The 16668-nt window shown below is 68.7% G+C and carries 21 protein-coding genes; 15 read left to right on the forward strand and 6 right to left on the reverse strand.

The genetic code is table 11. The features are described from left to right. Window positions 1–69 precede the first annotated feature (69 nt). Both ACFPZ3_RS02405 and ACFPZ3_RS02410 read left to right on the forward strand, forming a co-directional pair. Window positions 70–519 (forward strand): hypothetical protein, encoded by a 450-nt coding sequence (locus ACFPZ3_RS02405; protein ID WP_379512246.1) that lies wholly within the window; start codon window positions 70–72, stop codon window positions 517–519. A 235-nt stretch (window positions 520–754) separates the two neighbouring features. After that, entirely contained in the window at window positions 755–1729 is a 975-nt protein-coding gene (locus ACFPZ3_RS02410; RefSeq protein ID WP_379512247.1) for a DUF418 domain-containing protein, read from the forward strand. Here ACFPZ3_RS02410 and ACFPZ3_RS02415 read toward each other — a convergent pair. Continuing rightward, window positions 1690–1935, reverse strand: a complete 246-nt coding sequence (locus ACFPZ3_RS02415) for a hypothetical protein (protein ID WP_379512248.1) — start codon at window positions 1933–1935, stop codon at window positions 1690–1692. The two genes, ACFPZ3_RS02410 and ACFPZ3_RS02415, sit on opposite strands and share 40 nt — an antisense overlap. A gap of 58 nt (window positions 1936–1993) precedes the next feature. Next, entirely contained in the window at window positions 1994–2752 is a 759-nt protein-coding gene (locus ACFPZ3_RS02420; protein ID WP_379512249.1) for a class I SAM-dependent methyltransferase, read from the reverse strand. Between the two features lie 68 nt (window positions 2753–2820). Between ACFPZ3_RS02420 and ACFPZ3_RS02425 the strand changes: the two genes are divergently transcribed. Both ACFPZ3_RS02425 and ACFPZ3_RS02430 read left to right on the forward strand, forming a co-directional pair. Then, window positions 2821–3390: a CGNR zinc finger domain-containing protein gene (locus ACFPZ3_RS02425; RefSeq protein ID WP_379512250.1), complete on the forward strand. Its 570-nt coding sequence runs from the start codon at window positions 2821–2823 to the stop codon at window positions 3388–3390. Window positions 3391–3492: 102 nt separating this feature from the next. Continuing rightward, window positions 3493–3969: a CHRD domain-containing protein gene (locus ACFPZ3_RS02430; RefSeq protein ID WP_379512251.1), complete on the forward strand. Its 477-nt coding sequence runs from the start codon at window positions 3493–3495 to the stop codon at window positions 3967–3969. Window positions 3970–4173: 204 nt separating this feature from the next. Here the strand turns inward: ACFPZ3_RS02430 and ACFPZ3_RS02435 are convergent, their stop codons facing one another. After that, the gene (locus ACFPZ3_RS02435; RefSeq protein ID WP_379512252.1) at window positions 4174–4542 is read right to left on the reverse strand and encodes a ClpX C4-type zinc finger protein; all 369 of its coding nucleotides are present in this window, start codon (window positions 4540–4542) and stop codon (window positions 4174–4176) included. Between the two features lie 18 nt (window positions 4543–4560). Then, window positions 4561–4908, reverse strand: a complete 348-nt coding sequence (locus tag ACFPZ3_RS02440) for a hypothetical protein (protein WP_379512253.1) — start codon at window positions 4906–4908, stop codon at window positions 4561–4563. Window positions 4909–5231: 323 nt separating this feature from the next. Here ACFPZ3_RS02440 and ACFPZ3_RS02445 point away from each other — a divergent pair, with 323 nt between their 5' ends. The 10 genes from ACFPZ3_RS02445 to ACFPZ3_RS02490 all read left to right on the forward strand — a co-directional run bounded on the left by ACFPZ3_RS02445 (window position 5232) and on the right by ACFPZ3_RS02490 (window position 14339). After that, window positions 5232–7046: a glycosyltransferase family 2 protein gene (locus tag ACFPZ3_RS02445; RefSeq protein ID WP_379512254.1), complete on the forward strand. Its 1815-nt coding sequence runs from the start codon at window positions 5232–5234 to the stop codon at window positions 7044–7046. Between the two features lie 75 nt (window positions 7047–7121). Beyond that, the gene (locus ACFPZ3_RS02450; RefSeq protein WP_379512255.1) at window positions 7122–8120 is read left to right on the forward strand and encodes an energy-coupling factor ABC transporter permease; all 999 of its coding nucleotides are present in this window, start codon (window positions 7122–7124) and stop codon (window positions 8118–8120) included. Window positions 8121–8123: 3 nt separating this feature from the next. Then, window positions 8124–8879, forward strand: coding sequence for a cobalt ECF transporter T component CbiQ (cbiQ, locus tag ACFPZ3_RS02455; RefSeq protein ID WP_379512256.1), 756 nt, complete (start codon window positions 8124–8126; stop codon window positions 8877–8879). Beyond that, window positions 8873–9610: an energy-coupling factor ABC transporter ATP-binding protein gene (locus ACFPZ3_RS02460; protein ID WP_379512257.1), complete on the forward strand. Its 738-nt coding sequence runs from the start codon at window positions 8873–8875 to the stop codon at window positions 9608–9610. Before cbiQ ends, ACFPZ3_RS02460 begins: the two co-directional genes overlap by 7 nt. 170 nt (window positions 9611–9780) lie before the next feature. Beyond that, a complete protein-coding gene (locus ACFPZ3_RS02465) occupies window positions 9781–10119 on the forward strand; it encodes an STAS domain-containing protein (protein WP_090768483.1) in 339 nt (112 codons plus the stop codon). 48 nt (window positions 10120–10167) lie between these two features. After that, window positions 10168–10941 (forward strand): SDR family NAD(P)-dependent oxidoreductase, encoded by a 774-nt coding sequence (locus tag ACFPZ3_RS02470; RefSeq protein WP_379512258.1) that lies wholly within the window; start codon window positions 10168–10170, stop codon window positions 10939–10941. 6 nt (window positions 10942–10947) lie between these two features. Next, window positions 10948–11712: a crotonase/enoyl-CoA hydratase family protein gene (locus tag ACFPZ3_RS02475; protein ID WP_379512259.1), complete on the forward strand. Its 765-nt coding sequence runs from the start codon at window positions 10948–10950 to the stop codon at window positions 11710–11712. 108 nt (window positions 11713–11820) lie between these two features. Next, entirely contained in the window at window positions 11821–12456 is a 636-nt protein-coding gene (locus ACFPZ3_RS02480; protein ID WP_379512260.1) for a rhomboid family intramembrane serine protease, read from the forward strand. A gap of 125 nt (window positions 12457–12581) precedes the next feature. Then, window positions 12582–13112 (forward strand): hypothetical protein, encoded by a 531-nt coding sequence (locus ACFPZ3_RS02485; protein WP_379512261.1) that lies wholly within the window; start codon window positions 12582–12584, stop codon window positions 13110–13112. A 6-nt stretch (window positions 13113–13118) separates the two neighbouring features. Beyond that, entirely contained in the window at window positions 13119–14339 is a 1221-nt protein-coding gene (locus tag ACFPZ3_RS02490) for an SRPBCC family protein (RefSeq protein WP_379512262.1), read from the forward strand. On the opposite strand, the gene ACFPZ3_RS02495 is transcribed toward ACFPZ3_RS02490, so the two are convergent. Further along, window positions 14336–14866, reverse strand: coding sequence for a TIGR00645 family protein (locus ACFPZ3_RS02495; protein ID WP_379512310.1), 531 nt, complete (start codon window positions 14864–14866; stop codon window positions 14336–14338). The two genes, ACFPZ3_RS02490 and ACFPZ3_RS02495, sit on opposite strands and share 4 nt — an antisense overlap. Window positions 14867–14899: 33 nt before the next feature. Here ACFPZ3_RS02495 and ACFPZ3_RS02500 point away from each other — a divergent pair, with 33 nt between their 5' ends. Further along, entirely contained in the window at window positions 14900–15331 is a 432-nt protein-coding gene (locus ACFPZ3_RS02500; protein WP_379512263.1) for a BlaI/MecI/CopY family transcriptional regulator, read from the forward strand. Here the strand turns inward: ACFPZ3_RS02500 and serC are convergent. After that, the gene (gene serC, locus ACFPZ3_RS02505) at window positions 15328–16437 is read right to left on the reverse strand and encodes a phosphoserine transaminase (protein WP_379512264.1); all 1110 of its coding nucleotides are present in this window, start codon (window positions 16435–16437) and stop codon (window positions 15328–15330) included. The genes ACFPZ3_RS02500 and serC overlap by 4 nt on opposite strands. Window positions 16438–16668: the final 231 nt, after the last annotated feature.

A 16668-nucleotide genomic window follows, 5' to 3' on the forward strand; every position in this document is an offset into this window, starting at 1 on the left:
GACATAGGGTCCAGATCAGCATTTAGGTATCGGCCGCGCGTACGGCGGCCTGTGCGAGATGGAGCCTGCATGACCCTCACTCCCGCGGACCTGCGCACCCTCGCGAGCCGCGCCGAGGCGCTCACCGCCGAGGTCCGGGCGATCGTCGCCGGCGCCCAGGAACGCGATTCTCTCGCGGCGGCGGGGCATGCCGCGGACTGGCTGGCCCGGGGCGCCGAGGACCTGCTGCGTGCGGCGGCGGACCTGGCCAGGCTTCAGGCCCAGCCATGCGGCATGCCGTGGGCCGTCTGTCCAGAACACGGCAACACGCTCGCCTCCAGTGCCGGGGTCTCCACGTGCCGGGTGTGCCGCCGAACCTGGACTTACGGGCGGCCGGGCGAGCCGTGCCGGGAGCCGGTGGCCTGGAAGGTGATCGACCGGGCCGGGACCGAGACGAGGATGTGCGACGGGCACGTCCTCGGGGCCCGGGCGGCCACCGAGGGGGCGACTTTCGTCCGCCTCATCGCCGGTGAAGGCTGAGATGCCGCCGCGGCAGCGTTCGCGCGTGGTGGTGACGACGTCGTCATCGACGAGATGTTGCTGACGCCCGATCTGCTGGACGCACTGAAGGGGCTCGACGTGCTGCGAGTGGGGGGTCCCTTGGCGGTGGCCGAGGTGCGGTAGCCGGTCGCGGTCGTCAGTCGTCCGAAAGTACCGTCGCCAACCCTGCTTTCGACCCATCCCCCCGCCGGGTTCGGTCTCCAGGATGATGGTCATGTCACATCACCATCGGATCGCCGCGCTCGACGTCCTGCGCGGTGTCGCCCTGTGCGGGATCCTGCTGGCCAACGTCAAGCCGATCGCCAACGTGAACCCCGACGTCGTGCTGGCCACGGAAGAGGTGTCCTGGCCGGGGTTGTTCGTCGATCAGCGCTTCTTCCCGATCTTCTCCCTGCTGTTCGGCGTCGGGTTCTCGCTGCTGCTGGAGTCCGCGGCGACGCGTACCGCCAGGCCGCGGGTGGTGCTGGCGCGTCGCCTGCTGGTGCTGCTCGCCATCGGGCTGGTGCACATGATGGCGTTGTGGCGGGGCGACATCCTGACGATCTACGCCGCCGTGGGGCTGGTGGTGCTGCTGCCCTCCACCTGGTTGCCGCGGTGGGCGGTGGCGGTGCTCGCCGGGGTGCTGCTGGTGGCGCCACTGGCCATCGGCAGCAACGGATACCCGCTGGTGCCGGGGCTGTTCCTGCTGGGGTCGGCGCTGACCCGGTACGGGGTGACGCGGCGCATGGAGCAGGCCACGTGGGGGCCCGCGGTGCTGGGCCTGGTCTTCGCGGTGCTGGCCGGGCCCGCGGTGTGGGCGCAGGTTCAGCTGCCCGAGGTGGCGGCGGCGAGGGCCATGGCGGGGCTGCTCCTCGCCGGTGCGTACGTGTGCGGCCTGCTCCTCCTGCTCAGAACCCCCGCCGGCCCGGCGCTCCACTGGGCCTTCGCGCCCCTGGGGCGGATGGCGCTGACCAACTACCTGAGCGCCACGGTGATCGTCCTGGTGATGAGCCGGTTGTTCGGCGGGGTGCCCGAGAACGTGTTGCCGATGGCCGCGGGCATCCTGGTGGCGCAGCGGGTGTGGTCAGGCCTGTGGCTGCGACGTTACCGATTCGGCCCGCTCGAATGGCTCTGGCGCTGGGCCACCTGGTTGCGGCGTCCGGACCTGCGTCAGAGCTCGCCCAGCTCGCCGAGCGTCTTCGTCCAGTAGTCGCCCTGCCCGACCTCGTCGTGCGGCTTGGTGGCTATGTGCATGATGTCGTTGAAGGTCCTGAACGCCTTCTCGTCGCCGGGTCGCATCTCGCAGCAGTGAATGCGGTCGTACCAGTACTTCTGCTCCTCCTCGATCCTGGGGAGGAGCTGGGCGCGTGTAAGGGTGCGGGCTTCCTCTATCGTGAGCCGCCTGAAGCTCAGCATGGGCTCATTGTCTCGCGCGTCGCCGGTGACGTGAAGAGCGGCGGAGGAAGCCCGCCGGTCACCGCACGCCGCACAGCAGCCGGTTGTTCCCCCGCTGCCACAACGTGCCGACCTCCGCGAACCCGGCCTCCCGCAGCGCCCCCACGTGGTGCGACAGGAGGCGGGACTCCGAGCCGCTGTGGGCGGACCCGGCCGTGGTGCGCTCCGCGTTGAGCTCGGCGAAGGCGGGGTCCGCCTCGATCGCGTCCCACCAGGTCCGCCAGTCCTCAGGACGGTCGTTCGCGAAGGCCCGCTCGGTCTCGCGCTCGTGCAGCGCGTGCTCCAGCCGCGACAGGGCCGGCGTGGCCTCCTCGGTGTCCATGTGGTCGCCGTTGAGCAGCAGCCCGCCGGGCCGCAACACGGTCGCCAGCTCCGCGTACAGATCCTTCAGGTCCTGTACGGAGACCCAGTGCAGCGCCGTCGTGCTGACCGCCGCGTCAACGGGCCGCTCCAGCCCCAGCTCCCGCGTCCACCCGCTGGTACGCAGGTCCGCCGAGACGAACGTGAGCTCCGGGTACGCCGCCCGCCCCAGCCCGATCAGCAGTGGATCGGCGTCCACCGGGATCACCGTGGCCCCGGGCAGCCGCTCCAGCAGCCGGGCCGACAACGAGCCGGGCCCGCACCCCAGGTCGAGCACCAGCGGATCGGGCCGCCCCAGCGCCTCCACGGCGTCGATCAGTGCGGTGAAACGCTCCTCGCGGTCGGGCAGGTAACCGGCCTGCTGGCGGTCCCAGCGCGCGATCCATTCCGTTGCGGCATCGTGAGTGAGCACGTGCATCGCTCCTTGTAACTGTCGTTTAAACTTTGGGCAGTCACAACTTAGAACACGAAGGTGTAACCGGTCAATTGGACTACAACAGTCACACGGACACGGTGGTCAGGGTGGCGGTGGCACTCGTCAACGACCTGACCCCGGGCGAGCGCCGCGGGCGCGCGTTCCCCATGCCGGCGGACGCCGGCGCCGCCGCCACCATGGCCCTGCGTGCCGTCTACTCCGCCTACCGCGAGCTCGACGCGGCAGAGGGCGCCGAGCTGGCCGAGGTCGCCGCCCGGTTGCGGGCGGTCTTCGCCGCTGTCGCGGGCGACGACATCGACAGCGCGGCGACGCGGGTGAACGCGCTGCTGGAGGAGACCCACGCCAGGCCGACGCTCGAACGGCACGACGGCGAGCCCTGGCACCTGCACTTCCACGGCAGCGGCGGCACCACGGCCGGCGACTGGGCGGCCAGTTGCGCGACAGGGCTGGCGATCGTGCTGGGCAGCGAGTTCAGCGATCGCCTCGGAATCTGTACGGCGCCGCACTGCGACCGCGTCTACGTGGACGTCTCGCGCAACGGCACCCGCCGGTTCTGCTCCACGGCCTGCCAGAACAGGGTGAAGACGGCCGCGTTCCGGGCCCGGACGAAAACGGGATGACGTGCTTACCCCACGGAGGCTTTCCCCTTACCAGCCGAACCGGATTCCCCCCGGAGCCGTGGGAGGAGTGTCCTGAAGTCTGATGGGAGAGGAAACCATCCCATGCGCAGACAGCTGGCAGCCGCCACCCTGGCGACCGCTGCCACCCTCACCGTGATCGTCGCCCTGCCCGCCTCCGCCAACGCGACCACCTCTGACTCGCACCGCGTCAGGATGAACGGCCGGCAGGAGGTCCCCGGGCGCGGCGACCGCAACGGCTTCGGCACATTCGTCTACCAGGTGCGGCACGGAACGCTCTGCTACGTCATCACCGCCCGCAAGATCCAGCCCGCGATGATGGCGCACATCCACAGGGGCAAGAGGGGAGTGGCGGGCCCGATCGTCGTCACGCTGAAGGCCCCGACGAAGGGCGTCGCGCGCGGCTGCATCAAGGCGGTCAGGCACCAGAGCGCCAAGAACGCCGCCACCACGCTCACCAGGGGTGAGTTGCGCGCCATCGTGAGGTGGCCGCACCAGTACTACGCCAACGTCCACAACAAGAAGTTCCCGGCCGGCGCCATCAGAGGCCAGCTCGGATAGCGGATCCCCCTGCTCCAGCTCCCCGGGGCCGACCCGGGGAGCTGGAGCCCGTTCATTCGGCGGCGAGCCGCTCTGCCTCTTCGTGCAGCGCCTGGATCAGGACCAGCTCCAGATCGAGCCGCTCGAGATCGCACGCCGCGAGACCGTCCAGGACACGCATGGCGGGCCTCCCTGACCGTTGGACGTCTCAGGGGCCACAACGGTTCACGAGTCGTTTCTGAACCGTTCCCACGCGGACTGCCGCGTCATGCCGAGCGAGGCGCCGATGCGTTCCCAGCTGACCTCGCGGGTGCGCAGATGCCCCACCCAGTCACGAAGGTTGTCGTCCACCTGCGTCTGCACGGCGGCGATTTTCGGGAGATGGTCGAGTATTTGGTCTTCGGACATGGATTCCCACGCGGGAAGCCGGGGTTCCGTCGATTCGGCGAGTTTCTCCGCTTCGAGGATTTCGCCGCACAAGCCGATGCATTCGTTGCAAATGTGCACACCGGGCCCGGCAATCACCTTGCTCACATCCGTGCTCTTCTTGTGGCAGAACGAACAGCGGATCTTGTCCTTCCAGTCGTCAGGCATGCCCTGACGGTACTCGCGTCAGGCGACTCCTGACAACCCTGAGACGCGATCCCGTTCGATCTGGGTCCCCAGGATCTCCTGGCGCTCCTCGTTGATCGTGCGGCAGATCATCAGGTACGCGCTCAAGACCTGGCAGTACTTCCCACGCGCCTGTTCGAGGTGGTCGCGCAGCAGGTGGGCGCGCTCGGCGTCACCGTGCTGCTCGGCCTCGGCCAGCAACGCGCGCGCCTCGCCCACGATCTCTTCCGCCCTGACCCTCGTGCGCCGCAGCAGCGCGGAGCATTCGTACAGCTCCGCCAGTCGTGCCGACGAGACGATGAACTCCGCCGTCTGCACGGCCGATCCGTCGTGAAGATCTGATCCCATTTCACGCCACCTCCCGGTCAAGGTTGCCTAACTGTAGACGCGCGAACCTCGCGGGGGGATCACCCGCGGCGCGCGGTGGTGTCCGAATGCACCCCGCGGAGAAGTTTCTGCACCCGCGGAGGAAAACCTCATCCCCGAAGCTCGTTCGGTCCCGACTGAATGAGGTATTTGACGGGTGTGGAGCATCTTATTAGAGGAATGCCGTGATTCTCCGGTGTTAGCAAAAGGCAGCGGATGAAGACCTGCGATCGCCCCTCATGGGCACCCGTGCTCGTCACATACTGAAACGAGATGGCGACGATACGTGACTGTGGAGTGGTGGGATGCCGGGGACAGGCAGTGATGGCGACGCGATCGACGTCAGCGTGGTCATCCCCGTACACAACTGCCGGGCCTATCTCGACCGGTGTCTCACCTCGGCGCTCGTGCAGCGGGTGAAGAAGGAGATCGTCGTCGTCGACGACGGCTCCACGGACGGCAGCGGCGAACTCCTCGACCTGTACGCCGCCTATCACCCCGGCATCGTCAAGGTGATCCACATCGAGTGCAGCGGCGGCGCGGGACGGCCGCGCAACCTCGGCATCGAGCACGCCACCGGCCGGTACGTCTTCTTCTGCGACGCCGACGACTACCTCGGCCCCGAAGCGCTGGAGCGCATGGTCGCCATGGCCGACGCCAACGGCTCCGACATCGTGCTCGGCAAGATCGTGGGGCACGGCAGGCGGGCGCCGGTGTCGATGTTCGAGCAGAGCGTCGAGAGCGTGGAACTCGGCGACAGCAACGTCTACAACAGCCTGAGCTGTTTCAAGCTGTTCAGGCGTGAGCTGCTCGAACGTCACCGCATCAGGTTCGGCGAGGGCATGCTCGTCGGCGAGGACATCCTCTTCACCGTGCACGCCTACTGCCACGCCGGCCCGATCTCCGTGGTGGCCGACTACGACTGCTACCACCTGGTGTCCAGGCCCGACGGCAGCAGCATCATGCAGCAGTCCGGCAGCCGCGACCCGCTGGCCTGGCTCGCCATGATCAAGGGGCCGATCCGGCTCATGGCCGACCATGTCGAGCCGGGGCCGCTCCGCGACCACCTCCTGCGCAGGCACTTCAGGCTCGACGTGTTCACGCAGCTCGGGACCGTGTTCCTGGAGAGCGACGACGTACGGCGCAAGGAGATCGCGCGGGAGGTCGCGGCGCTGCGCGACGAGTGGTACACCGCCGGCGTGCACGAGCGGCTCAACACCATCGACCGGCAGCGGGCCGGCGCGCTCGACGACATCGACCGCCTGATCCGCCTGGCGCGCATCGAGAGCGCCACCGTCCGCCGCAGGCTGACCGGCCTGCGCTGGGAGGCCGGCCGCCTCGTGGTGACGGGCGCCGCCCGGCTCGACGGCATCACCAGGGACGACGGCCTGACCGTGGTGCTGCGCGCCCGGCACGATCCCGGCGTGGAGCTGGTCCTGCCGACCGAGCGCAAGGGCGGGGAGTTCACCGTGCGGGTGGACGTGGGCGCGCTCGACCCCGGGATCTGGGACGTCCGGGTGGCGGTGGAGATCGAGGGCGTGATCCGGCTCGGCCGGCTCGGGGCCGACCGCGACAGCGGCATCACCCGACCGCAGCCCCGGCTCGCCGGCGGCGTCGTGGCCCTGCCGTACTTCACCAGGGACAACGGCAACCTGAGCATCGACATGGGCGGGCACGTGGTCGCGGTGCCCGGCACGGCGCGGCTCATCAGGACCCGGTGGGCCCTGGGGCACCGGCTGCTCGTCGACGGCGAGGTCACCGTCGTGGGCACCACCCCTTCGACCTCGGCGGTCAGGCGGATCGTCTGGCGCGAGCGGCACACCGGCTGCGAACGGGCCGACCGGGTGGTCGCGCTGCCCGGGGGCGGCTTCGCGGGCCGACCGGCCGTGGGGCGGCTCGCGCCCGGCACCTGGGACGCCTACCTGGAGCTCGACCTGGGCGGGCCGCCGGCGCGGTTCAGGATCGAGGCCGACGCCGAGACGGTCGCGGCGCCGCGCAGGTGGTGGGGCAACGCGCTGTTCAGGAGCGTGCGGCCGTATGCGACGTCGGGTAAGGGGCGGCTCAGCGCGGTGGTGCGGCGGCTGACGGCGGAGAGCGTGATTAAGAAGATCTTCCGCTAATTGCCATCTATGTGCAGGTGCAAGACGATGTCCTAAAGTAGGACCGTTTGACCGTCCTCTTTGCTGGAGGCTGCCGTGCACGTACCTGATGGTTTCTTCAACGCAGCGACATCCGTCTCCGCCGGGGTCGTCGCGGCCGCCGGCGTCGCCGTGTGCCTGCGCGGCGCCCGGCGTGAGCTCGACGACCGGACCGCGCCCATGGCCGGGCTGGTCGCGGCGTTCATCTTCGCGGTGCAGATGCTCAACTTCCCCGTCGCCGCCGGGACCAGCGGTCACCTGCTGGGAGGCGCGCTGGCCGCGATACTCGTGGGGCCGTACACGGGAGTGTTGTGCATGGCGGTGGTCCTGCTGGTGCAGGGCGTCTTCTTCGCCGACGGCGGGCTGACCGCGCTCGGCGTCAACATCACCATCATGGGCATCGTGACCGTGCTGGTCGGCTGGGGCGTCTTCCGGCTCGTCACGGGGCTGACCAGGGGGAAGGTCGTGGTGGCGGCGTTCCTGGCCGCGTTGATCTCGGTGCCCTCCGCCGCGCTCGTGTTCACGGTGCTGTTCTGGATCGGCGGGACCGCGCCGATCGAGGTCGGGGCGGTGGCCGCCGCGATGGGCGGCGTCCACGTGCTGATCGGCATCGGCGAGGCCGTGATCACGGCCGTGACCGTCGGCGCGGTGCTGGCCGTGCGGCCCGACCTCGTGTACGGCGCCCGCGGCCTGGCCAAGCCGCTGGTCCTGCGCGGCGCCGAGGGCGCCACCCTCGTGGAGGAGGAGCGGCCGGTGGACGCCAAGGGCGCGCTCAAGCCGTTCCTGCTCGGTGGCGTCGGCGTGACGCTGGTGCTGGCCGGGATCGTGTCCTTCTACGCCTCCTCCGAGCCTGACGGGCTGGAGGCGGTGGGCAAGAATGAGGGCTTCATCAATCAGCAGGCCGACCACCTGTTCGGCTCATGGGCGATGGCCGACTACGGTGATGTGGGCGGAATCCCCGTCGGTGTGGCCGGGGTCGTCGGCGTCGGTCTCGTGCTGCTCATCGCGGGGGGCGTCGCCTACGCCGCGCGGAACCGTACCAAGACCAAGGTGTGACACGTGGGCGCTGGGCATCATCACCAGCTCTATCTGCCGGGCGACTCGGTCGTGCACCGGCTGCCGCCGCAGTGCAAGCTGCTGGCGGTCTTCGCCTTCGCCCTCGTGGTGGTGGCCACGCCCCGTGAGCGGTTCTGGGCCTTCGCCGCGTACGCCGTGCTGCTCGCCGGCGTCGCGGTGGCGGCCAGGGTGCCGATGACGTACGTGTTGCGGCGGATGGTGATCGAGTTGCCCTTCGTGTTGTTCGCCTTCCTCATCCCCGTGATCGGGCTGGGGGAGCGGACCACGGTGCTGGGGCTCTCGCTGAGCGTGCCCGGCCTCTGGGCGGCCTGGAACATCCTGGCCAAGGCCACGCTCGGGGTGATCGCCTCCATCCTGCTGGCGGCCACCACGGAGCCGCGGGTGATCCTCATCGGGGCGCAGCGGCTGCGGTTGCCGAGCCTGCTGGTGCAGATCGCCATGTTCATGCTCAGGTACATGGACGTGATCGTGGATGAGATGCGGCGGATGCGGGTGGCGAGGGAGTCTCGTGGGTTCGAGGCACGAAATTTCCGGCATATTCCGGTGATCGCGCGGTCGGCGGGGGCGCTGTTCATCCGGTCGTACGAGCGGGGCGAGCGGGTGCATCTCGCGATGTTGAGCCGAGGATATTCAGGACAAATGCCAACGATTCATGAAATATCGGCATCTGTGCGCCAATGGGGGACTGCCCTCGCCCTGCCCGCCGTCGCCCTCGCAGTATGGGGACTAACGTGGTGAACTCTCTCGAAGTCCGGCAGCTCGCCTACGCCTATCCGGATGGCACGCAGGCCCTGTTCGGCGTGGACCTGTCGATCGCACGCGGCGAGCGCGTGGCCCTGCTCGGCCCGAACGGCGCCGGCAAGACCACGCTCGTGATGCATCTCAACGGCATACTCACCGCGGGGCACGGGACTGTCACCGTGGCCGGCACCCCGGTGCGCAAGGACACGTTGAAGGAGGTCAGGCAGCGCGTCGGCCTGGTCTTCCAGGACCCCGACGACCAGCTCTTCATGCCGACCGTACGCGACGACGTGGCCTTCGGCCCGGCCAACGCGGGCGTGCGGGGCGAGGATCTGGACCGGGTGGTCAAGGACGCGCTGGACCGGGTGGGCATGCTGGAGGCCGCCGACCGGCCGCCGCACCACCTGTCGTTCGGGCAGCGGCGCAGGGTGGCGGTGGCGACGGTGCTGGCCATGACGCCGGAGATCCTGGTGCTCGACGAGCCCTCGTCCAACCTGGACCCGGCCGCCCGCAGGGAGCTGGCCGAGGTCCTGCGCTCCCTGGACGTGACGGTGCTCATGGTCACGCACGATCTTCCGTACGCGCTGGAGCTGTGCGAACGCGCCCTGATCCTCTCCGACGGCGTGATCGCCGCGGACGGGCCCACGCGCGAGTTGCTGGCCGACACGGACCTGCTGGCGCGCCATCGCCTGGAGCTCCCGTTCGGCTTCGCGATTCCCGCTGTGTGAGATGCCCTGCGGGCGGGTGAGATTGGGTAGAAACCTGGAGCATGGTTCTTGACCGGGTGTTTGGTGCGCCTTTAGAGCTGCCTTGTCCTCCTACATCCGACTTTTCGTAGTTTGTGCATGCCCGCTATCCGGGGATGTCGAAGTACAGTGGCTCATCGAGGAGGGGCCAAATGAAGCTGCGGCTTGCGCGACACGCCCTGGGTGACGCCGTGGTGGTGGCCGTCGAGGGAGAGCTTGATCTGTTCACCGCACCGTTCCTGCGCGACGAGGTGCGTGACGCCATCAAACAGGACGGCGCCAGGCTCGTGCTCGATCTGCAGCAGCTGTCGTTCATGGACTCCAGTGGCCTGTCCGTGCTGATCGAGGCGTGGCGGCTGGCGACGGGGGAGGGCGGCGGCGTGTCCCTGGCGGCGCCCCAGGCGCCCGTGGCGCGCATCCTCCGCACAACGGGGCTGGACCGGCGCATCAAGGTGTACGCCGACGTGGACACCGCCGTGGGTGAGATTTAACCGCCCCCGAGTAGAACTTCATTCGGTCAGCGGGTTAGGGTCCCGGATATGGACGTGAACGGATCTGCAGCAATCATCTCCGGCGGCGCCAGCGGCCTCGGTGAGGCCACCGCTCGTGAGCTGGCCCGCGCGGGCGCGACGGTGGTCGTCGCCGACCTCAACGAGGAGCGTGGCAAGGCCGTAGCCGACGAGATCGGCGGTGTCTTCGTCAAGACGGACGTCTCGGACGACGAGCAGGTGCAGGCCGCCGTGGACGCCGCCGTGGCCACCGGCAAGCCGCTGCGGGCGGTCGTCAACAGCGCCGGCATCGGCTGGGCGGAGCGCACGGTCAATCGCGACGGCAACCCGCATAACCCGGCCTCCTACCGCAAGGTCATCGAGATCAACCTGATCGGCACGTTCAACCTCATGCGCATCGCCGCGGCCGCGATCGCCAGGACCGAGCCGGTCGATTCCGACGGGCAGCGCGGCGTGGTGATCAACACGGCCTCCGTGGCGGCGCTGGAGGGGCAGACCGGGCAACTGGCGTACTCCGCCTCCAAGGGCGGCATCGTGGGCATGACGGTGCCCGCGGCGCGTGACCTGTCCGCCATCGGCGTACGCGTGAACACGATCTGCCCCGGCATCATCGACACCCCGATCTACGGCTTCTCGGCCAACGCCGACGACTTCAAGGCCAAGCTGATCGCGCCGGTGGTCTTCCCCAAGCGCATGGGCCGGGCCGACGAGTTCGCGCACCTGGTCAGGTCGCTGATCGAGAACGACTACGTCAACGCCGAGGTCGTCCGCTTCGACGGCGGCATCCGCTTCCAGCCCAAGTGAGGTCTCGTGTCTGACGAAGTACTCGTCGAAGAGTCGGGGAACGTGGCGGTTCTCACCATCAACCGCCCCAAGGCGCGCAACGCCATCAACGGAGCGGTCGCGCGAGGCATCGCCGAGGCGCTGGACACGTTCGACGCACGTCCCGACATTTCCGCCTACGTGCTGACCGGCGCCGGTGGCACCTTCTCCGCGGGAATGGACCTGAAGGGCTTCCTGTCCGGGGACTTCCCGGTGGTGGAGGGCCGCGGGTTCGGCGGGCTGACCGAGTCGCCGCCGAAGAAGCCGCTGGTGGCCGCCGTGGAGGGATACGCGCTGGCGGGCGGGTTCGAGCTGGCGCTGGCCTGTGACGTGATCGTGGCGTCCTCGGAGGCCAAGTTCGGGCTGCCCGAGCCCAAGCGGGGACTGGTGGCGGGCGCGGGCGGGATCATGCGGCTGCCGCGGCGGATCCCGTACCACGTGGCCATGGAGATCGCCCTGACCGGCGACCACTACCCGGCCGCCCGCCTGTACGAGCTCGGCCTCGTCAACCGCATCGCCGAGCCGGGCGCGGCGCTCGAAGGCGCGCTCGAACTCGCCCGCAAGATCGCCGCCAACGCCCCGCTCGCGCTCGTCGCCACCAAGAGGGTGGTCGTCGAGTCGCAGGACTGGTCGCTGGAGGAGATGTTCAAGAAGCAGAGCACGATCGTCAACCCGGTCTTCGGCTCCAAGGACGCCATGGAGGGCGCCGCCGCCTTCGCGGAGAAGCGCGCGCCCCAGTGGAAAGGCGAGTGATCGTTCCCCTCCCGGCTTCCCCACGAAACGGGAGGGGACTCTTTTAGCGCGCGCATAGCTCTTCCTGGTTACGGTAAAGAAAGAGGAGACGACCTACCGGGAGAGCGCATGAGCGACTATTCGGGTTCCAGGTTCGAGTCCGCCAAGCGCGGTGCCGGGGCCCTGTTCTCCGGTGCCCTGAGCGCTCTCATCATCGTGGTCGGCATGCTCGCCGTGATGTGGGCCGTGGAGGGCGTCGACTTCTTCCTCGACGGCGCGCTCGACCGTCGGTTCGGCATCGTCGGCCTGGAGCCGGACGGCCTGGTCGGCATCATCTTCGCGCCGTTCCTGCACGGTGGCTTCGGCCACCTCATGGCCAACTCGCTGCCGCTGCTGGTCCTGGGCTTCTTCGCCGGGCTGCGTGACGTCGGCAAGTTCCTCTGGGCCACCGTGCTGATCATCTTCATCGGCGGCCTCGGCACCTGGGTGACCAGCCCCAACGTCTACACGGTCGGGGCCAGCGGGCTGGTGTTCGGCTACTTCGGCTACATCCTGGCCCGCGGCCTGTTCGACCACCACCTCCTCGACATCGCCATCGGGATCGGCGTGGGCGTGGCCTACTGGGGGATCCTGGCGGGGCTGCTGCCGAACCAGCCGGGCATCTCGTGGCAGGGACACCTGTTCGGGCTCATCGGCGGCGTGGTGGCCGCCTGGGTGTTGCGTCGCAGGCGTGAGCTGGCCCACCCCGGCCCTTACTCCCTCTAGAGGCCGCTTGGCCGCTTGGCGCCATTCAGTTCCGTCAACGTATGTCCTTTTTACTCCTTCTATCGGATCCTTCGTCCGATTTAGGGGCATGCGTCAGTGGGAGCTGAAGGACGGGAGCGCTGACCATGTCGAAAAAGCTGAGCATCGGCTTTGCCCTGCTCGCCGGGTACTACCTCGGGCGGCGGCGCAAGCTCCGCATGGCCGCGGCCCTGGCGCTGGCGGGGCTGGCCGGTCGCGGCGCGCGCGGGGGTGGGGGCGGCATGCTGGCGCAGGGACTCAAGACCCTGACCTCCTCGGAGGAGCTCAAGCCGGTCACCGACCGCCTGCGGGGCGACCTCATGGAGGTCGGCAAGGCGGCGGCGCTGGCCGCGGCCGGCAAGCAGATCGACTCCCTCAGCGACAAGCTGCATGATCGCGCCGAGTCCCTGCGGGCGCCGGGAGAGAAGACCGCCCCGGCCGCCGAGGACGAGGCTGAGGACGACGCAGAGGACGCAGAGGACGAGGCTGAGGACGACGCCGAGGACGAGGAACCGGAAGAGGACGAAGAGGACACCGAGGACGAGGAACCGGAAGAGGAAGCCGAGGAGCCCGAAGAATCCAAGAGGGCCGGACAGCGCCCCCACGCTCTGCGGCGGACCGGCCGGTCCCGGAGGTGAGTACGGATGGCTGAGACAGGAGCGAGACGAGTCAGGAAGACCGTCCAGGGGGTCGGCCGGAGCGCGAAAGGCACGCCGGGGAAGGCCGCCGGCGCGGCGAAGGGGGCCGCCAAAAAGCCGGTCGGCGCGGCGAAAGAGGCCGCTGAGAAGCCGGTCAGTGCGGCGAAGGGGGCTGCTGAGGAGCCGGTAGGTGCGGTGAAGGGCGCCACGCAAGGGGTGGCCGGCGCGGCCAAGAAGGCCGGCCAGGGACTCCTGCACGCCCTGCCCACGGACCGGCTCGTACAGGAGGCGAAGAACCTGCTGCACGCCGCCACCGGGCGGGCGCTGTCGTCCGCGGAGGACAAGGTCGAGGGGTTGACGGGCCGGTTGAGCGATTACGCGGAGAACAAGGGATCCAGCCTCCTCGGCGCGGTGACGGGCGCGGTGGGCGGCTCGGGCGATTCGGGCGGCGGCAGTGTGCTGGGCGGAGCCATCAAGGGTGGCTTGAAGGGCATGGTGCAGAAGATCACCGGAAAGGGGGGCGGCAAGGGCGGCCACGAGAAGATCACGAACATCGTCGAGGCGATCGACATCGGCGCTCCCCGCCGCCTGGTGTACGACCAGTGGACCCAGTTCCAGGACTTCCCGACGTTCATGAAGAAGGTGGAGAACGTCAAGCAGGAGTCCGACGAGGAGCTCATGTGGAAGGCCCAGGTCTTCTGGTCCCACCGGAACTGGAAGTCGCACATCATCGAGCAGGTCCCGGACCAGCGCATCATCTGGCGCTCTGAAGGTCCCAAGGGCTACGTCGACGGGGCCGTGACGTTCCACGCGCTCACCGAGGACCTCACCCGGGTCCTGATGGTGCTGGAGTACCACCCGCAGGGGCTGTTCGAGCGTACCGGCAACCTGTGGCGCGCCCAGGGACGACGGGTACGGCTTGAGTTCAAGCACTTCAGACGGCATGTGATGGCGCACCTGCTCCTGAACCCCGACGACGTCGGCGAGGGCTGGCGCGGCGAGATCCGCGACGGCGAGGTGGTCAAGGACCACGAGACGGCGATGGAGGAGGAGCGCGCCGAGCAGGACGAGGAAGAGCCCGAAGAGGACGAAGAGGACTACGAAGACGAAGAGGACTACGAGGAGGAGCCCGAAGACGAAGAAGACCACGAGGAAGAAGACGAAGAGCCGGAGGAGGAAGAAGAAGAGGAGGAGCCGGCTCCTGCGGGTCGCTCCCGCCGGCGCTAGACCTGCTCCAGATGCGAGCGCGTGTGCTCGGCCGGTGAGCCGGACAGCAGGCGGTCGATGTAGGCGAGCCCGATGGCCGACACCACGAACGCCAGATGGATGATCGTCTGCCACATGATCTTGTCGTTGGGCGTCGTCTGCACGCGGATGAACGTCTGCAACAGGTGCACCGACGAGATCCCGATGATGGCCGTGGCCAGCTTGACCTTCAGCACGTTCGCGTTGACGTGCGACAGCCACTCCGGCTCGTCGGGATGGTCGTTGAGGTTGATCCGCGAGACGAACGTCTCGTATCCACCGATGATCACCATGATCAACAGGTTGGAGATCATCACCACGTCGATGAGCGCCAGCACCGTCAGCATGACGACCACCTCGGGCGACGCCCCGTCCGGCACGACGCCCCCGTGCAGGAACACCGTCTCGATGAGGTGCCACAACTCCAGGACGAACTGCCAGACGTACACGGCTTGCGCGACGATCAGGCCCAGATAGAGGGGCACCTGAAGCCATCGGCTGGCGAACATCACATAACCGAGGCTCTTCGGCCGTGCGGTCCCGTGGCCGAATCGGGGGTTATCGGGCAAGAATGTTTCCTACTCGTCGAGCCGGAGGGATGTGAGTTGGCGAACCTGGGATCCCTGGAACACGCGATCATGAACGTTTTGTGGGATGCCGGCAAGCCGATGCGCGTCAGAGAGCTCCTCGTCAGGCTGAACGAGGAGCGCATGCTCGCCTACACCACGGTCCAGACCGTGGCCGAGCGGCTGGTGAAGAAGGGCCTGCTCATGCGCACTCCGTATCGCAACGCCTTCCGTTACGCCGCGGCCCGGTCGAGGGCCGAGCACGTCACCGCGCTCATGCTGGAGGCGCTGTCGGCCAGCACCGACAGGTTACCGGTGCTGGCCAAGTTCGCGCAGAGCGTCGAGGAGGAGGACGCGCACGCGCTCCTCGACGAGCTGGCCCGCAGGACGGGAAGGAGGGCCGATTAGAGGCGCTCGACCACGTAGTCGACGCAGACCGTCAGCGCCTCGATGTCGGCCGGGTCGACGGCCGGGAACATCGCGATGCGCAGCTGGTTGCGGCCCAGCTTGCGGTAGGGCTCGGTGTCGACGATGTCGTTGGCGCGCAGCACCTTGGCCACGGCGGCGGCGTCGACCTCGTCGGCGAAGTCGATCGTGCCGACCACCTGCGAGCGGAACTCGGGCGCGGCGAACGGCGTGGTGTAGGAGGTCTTCTCCGCCCACGTGTAGAGCCGGGTGCTGGAGTCGGCCGTGCGGGCGGTGGTCCAGGCCAGGCCGCCGTTGCCGTTCATCCAGTCGAGCTGGTCGGCCAGCAGGAACAGCGTGGCGACGGCGGGGGTGTTGTAGGTCTGGTCCTTGCCGGAGTTGTCGATCGCGACGGGCAGGCTGAAGAACTCCGGCACGTAGCGGCCGGTCGCGGCGATCTCCTCGACCCTGGCCAGGGCGCGCGGCGACATGATCGCGATCCACAGGCCGCCGTCGGAGGCGAAGCTCTTCTGCGGCGCGAAGTAGTAGACGTCGGTCTCGGCGAGGTCGACGGGCAGGCCGCCGGCGCCGGAGGTGGCGTCCACGAGCACGAGCGCGTCGTCGCCGCCCACGCGGGTGATCGGCATGGCCACGCCGGTCGAGGTCTCGTTGTGGGTGAGCGCGTAGGCGTCCACGCCGTCCTCGGCCACGGCGGCCGGGTGGGTGCCGACCTCGGACTTGATGACGCTCGGCTCGGCCAGCCAGGGCGCCTTCTTGGCGACGGCGGCGAACTTCGAGGAGAACTCGCCGAACGACAGGTGCTGGGACTTCTCGCGGATCAGCCCGAAGGCGGCGATGTCCCAGAACGCGGTGGTGCCGCCGTTGCCCAGCACCACCTGGTATCCCTCAGGCAGCGAGAACAGGTCGGCGAGACCGGAGCGCACGCGGCCGACCAGGTTCTTGACCGGCTTCTGGCGGTGCGAGGTGCCCATGAGGCTCGCGCCGGAGGCGGCGAGCGCAGCCAGTTGCTCGGTGCGAACCTTCGAGGGCCCACAGCCGAACCGGCCGTCAGCGGGCTTGATGTCAGCGGGAATCACGATGTCAGCCACGTAACGGAGCCTACCGACCGGCGTGGAATGGCTTGAACCGGGTCCGGATTCTGAGACCCGTGAAAGTTTCACATTCAGCGGCAGGTCAGCGCCCCATGACGAGTCCCGGGGCTTGACTAACCGCTCAGGGGATCACACGTTCCTGACAAGTCGCATGAGGCGTGATGGCCATGGAAGACGCTGAGGTCCTCACCGTCAGGGAGCTGGAGATCCTCTCCCTCACCGGTTCAG

This window comes from Nonomuraea insulae (genome assembly GCF_042656245.1).

Bases quoted from the DNA above. Each gene is read 5' to 3' on its own strand.
- ACFPZ3_RS02485 (WP_379512261.1), top strand. From the start codon at position 12,582: ATGTCGAAAAAGCTGAGCATCGGCTTTGCCCTGCTCGCCGGGTACTAC.
- ACFPZ3_RS02415 (WP_379512248.1), bottom strand. From the start codon at position 1,935: ATGCTGAGCTTCAGGCGGCTCACGATAGAGGAAGCCCGCACCCTTACA.
- ACFPZ3_RS02435 (WP_379512252.1), bottom strand. From the start codon at position 4,542: ATGCCTGACGACTGGAAGGACAAGATCCGCTGTTCGTTCTGCCACAAG.
- ACFPZ3_RS02420 (WP_379512249.1), bottom strand. From the start codon at position 2,752: ATGCACGTGCTCACTCACGATGCCGCAACGGAATGGATCGCGCGCTGG.
- ACFPZ3_RS02430 (WP_379512251.1), top strand. From the start codon at position 3,493: ATGCGCAGACAGCTGGCAGCCGCCACCCTGGCGACCGCTGCCACCCTC.
- ACFPZ3_RS02410 (WP_379512247.1), top strand. From the start codon at position 755: ATGTCACATCACCATCGGATCGCCGCGCTCGACGTCCTGCGCGGTGTC.
- ACFPZ3_RS02470 (WP_379512258.1), top strand. From the start codon at position 10,168: ATGGACGTGAACGGATCTGCAGCAATCATCTCCGGCGGCGCCAGCGGC.
- ACFPZ3_RS02495 (WP_379512310.1), bottom strand. From the start codon at position 14,866: ATGTTCGCCAGCCGATGGCTTCAGGTGCCCCTCTATCTGGGCCTGATC.
- ACFPZ3_RS02440 (WP_379512253.1), bottom strand. From the start codon at position 4,908: ATGGGATCAGATCTTCACGACGGATCGGCCGTGCAGACGGCGGAGTTC.
- ACFPZ3_RS02490 (WP_379512262.1), top strand. From the start codon at position 13,119: ATGGCTGAGACAGGAGCGAGACGAGTCAGGAAGACCGTCCAGGGGGTC.
- ACFPZ3_RS02465 (WP_090768483.1), top strand. From the start codon at position 9,781: ATGAAGCTGCGGCTTGCGCGACACGCCCTGGGTGACGCCGTGGTGGTG.
- ACFPZ3_RS02445 (WP_379512254.1), top strand. From the start codon at position 5,232: ATGCCGGGGACAGGCAGTGATGGCGACGCGATCGACGTCAGCGTGGTC.
- ACFPZ3_RS02405 (WP_379512246.1), top strand. From the start codon at position 70: ATGACCCTCACTCCCGCGGACCTGCGCACCCTCGCGAGCCGCGCCGAG.
- ACFPZ3_RS02480 (WP_379512260.1), top strand. From the start codon at position 11,821: ATGAGCGACTATTCGGGTTCCAGGTTCGAGTCCGCCAAGCGCGGTGCC.